The sequence below is a fragment of the Streptomyces sp. NPDC007157 genome (assembly GCF_040634235.1).
Taxonomy (GTDB): domain Bacteria; phylum Actinomycetota; class Actinomycetes; order Streptomycetales; family Streptomycetaceae; genus Streptomyces.
The window spans coordinates 1-1,731 of the sequence record NZ_JBEYFE010000066.1 but is presented as its reverse complement, the minus strand read 5'-3'; the positions used below and the strand labels follow the sequence as shown (position 1 = coordinate 1,731).

Annotated in this window: 1 rRNA gene (only partly in view); it reads right to left on the bottom strand. The window is 57.3% G+C overall.

Going from position 1 to position 1,731, the window contains the following annotated elements:
- Window positions 1–1,682, bottom strand: a 23S ribosomal RNA gene (locus tag ABZ642_RS46340); it reaches 1,491 nt to the left of the window's first position.
- Between the last annotated feature and the right edge of the window lie 49 nt (window positions 1,683–1,731).

Here is a 1,731-nt window from a genome sequence, read left to right as displayed (position 1 = left end):
GCCTACACCCTTACCCCGGGACAACCACCGCCCGGGATGGACTACCTTCCTGCGTCACCCCATCACTCACCTACTACCACCTTGGATCAGCGGCTCCACCACTTCCCTTTGCCCGAAGGCTCCAGGACGGCTTCACGGCCTTAGCATTAATGGGTTCGATGTTTGACGCTTCACAGCGGGTACCGGAATATCAACCGGTTATCCATCGACTACGCCTGTCGGCCTCGCCTTAGGTCCCGACTTACCCTGGGCAGATCAGCTTGACCCAGGAACCCTTAGTCAATCGGCGCACACGTTTCCCACGTGTGAATCGCTACTCATGCCTGCATTCTCACTCGTCAACCGTCCACAACTCGCTTACGCGGCTGCTTCACCCGGCAGACGACGCTCCCCTACCCATCACAGCAGGCGTTGGCCCTATTGCTGCAATGACACGACTTCGGCGGTACGCTTGAGCCCCGCTACATTGTCGGCGCGGAATCACTAGACCAGTGAGCTATTACGCACTCTTTCAAGGGTGGCTGCTTCTAAGCCAACCTCCTGGTTGTCTGTGCGACTCCACATCCTTTCCCACTTAGCGTACGCTTAGGGGCCTTAGTCGATGCTCTGGGCTGTTTCCCTCTCGACCATGGAGCTTATCCCCCACAGTCTCACTGCCGCGCTCTCACTTACCGGCATTCGGAGTTTGGCTAAGGTCAGTAACCCGGTAGGGCCCATCGCCTATCCAGTGCTCTACCTCCGGCAAGAAACACACGACGCTGCACCTAAATGCATTTCGGGGAGAACCAGCTATCACGGAGTTTGATTGGCCTTTCACCCCTAACCACAGGTCATCCCCCAGGTTTTCAACCCTGGTGGGTTCGGTCCTCCACGAAGTCTTACCTCCGCTTCAACCTGCCCATGGCTAGATCACTCCGCTTCGGGTCTTGAGCGTGCTACTGAAACGCCCTATTCGGACTCGCTTTCGCTACGGCTACCCCACACGGGTTAACCTCGCAACACACCGCAAACTCGCAGGCTCATTCTTCAAAAGGCACGCAGTCACACCACAAGGATGCTCCCACGGCTTGTAGGCACACGGTTTCAGGTACTATTTCACTCCGCTCCCGCGGTACTTTTCACCATTCCCTCACGGTACTATCCGCTATCGGTCACCAGGGAATATTTAGGCTTAGCGGGTGGTCCCGCCAGATTCACACGGGATTTCTCGGGCCCCGTGCTACTTGGGTGTCTCTCAAACGAGCCGTCAATGTTTCAGCTACGGGGGTCTTACCCTCTACGCCGGACCTTTCGCATGTCCTTCGCCTACATCAACGGTTTCTGACTCGTCTCACGGCCGGCAGACCGTAAAAGAGAGATCCCACAACCCCGTATACGCAACCCCTGCCGGGTCTCACACGCATACGGTTTGGCCTCATCCGGTTTCGCTCGCCACTACTCCCGGAATCACGGTTGTTTTCTCTTCCTGAGGGTACTGAGATGTTTCACTTCCCCTCGTTCCCTCCACACTGCCTATGTGTTCAGCAGTGGGTGACAGCCCATGACGACTGCCGGGTTTCCCCATTCGGAAACCCCCGGATCAAAGCCTGGTTGACGACTCCCCGGGGACTATCGCGGCCTCCCACGTCCTTCATCGGTTCCTGGTGCCAAGGCATCCACCGTGCGCCCTTAAAAACTTGGCCACAGATGCTCGCGTCCACTGTGCAGTTCTCAAACAACGACCAGCCACCC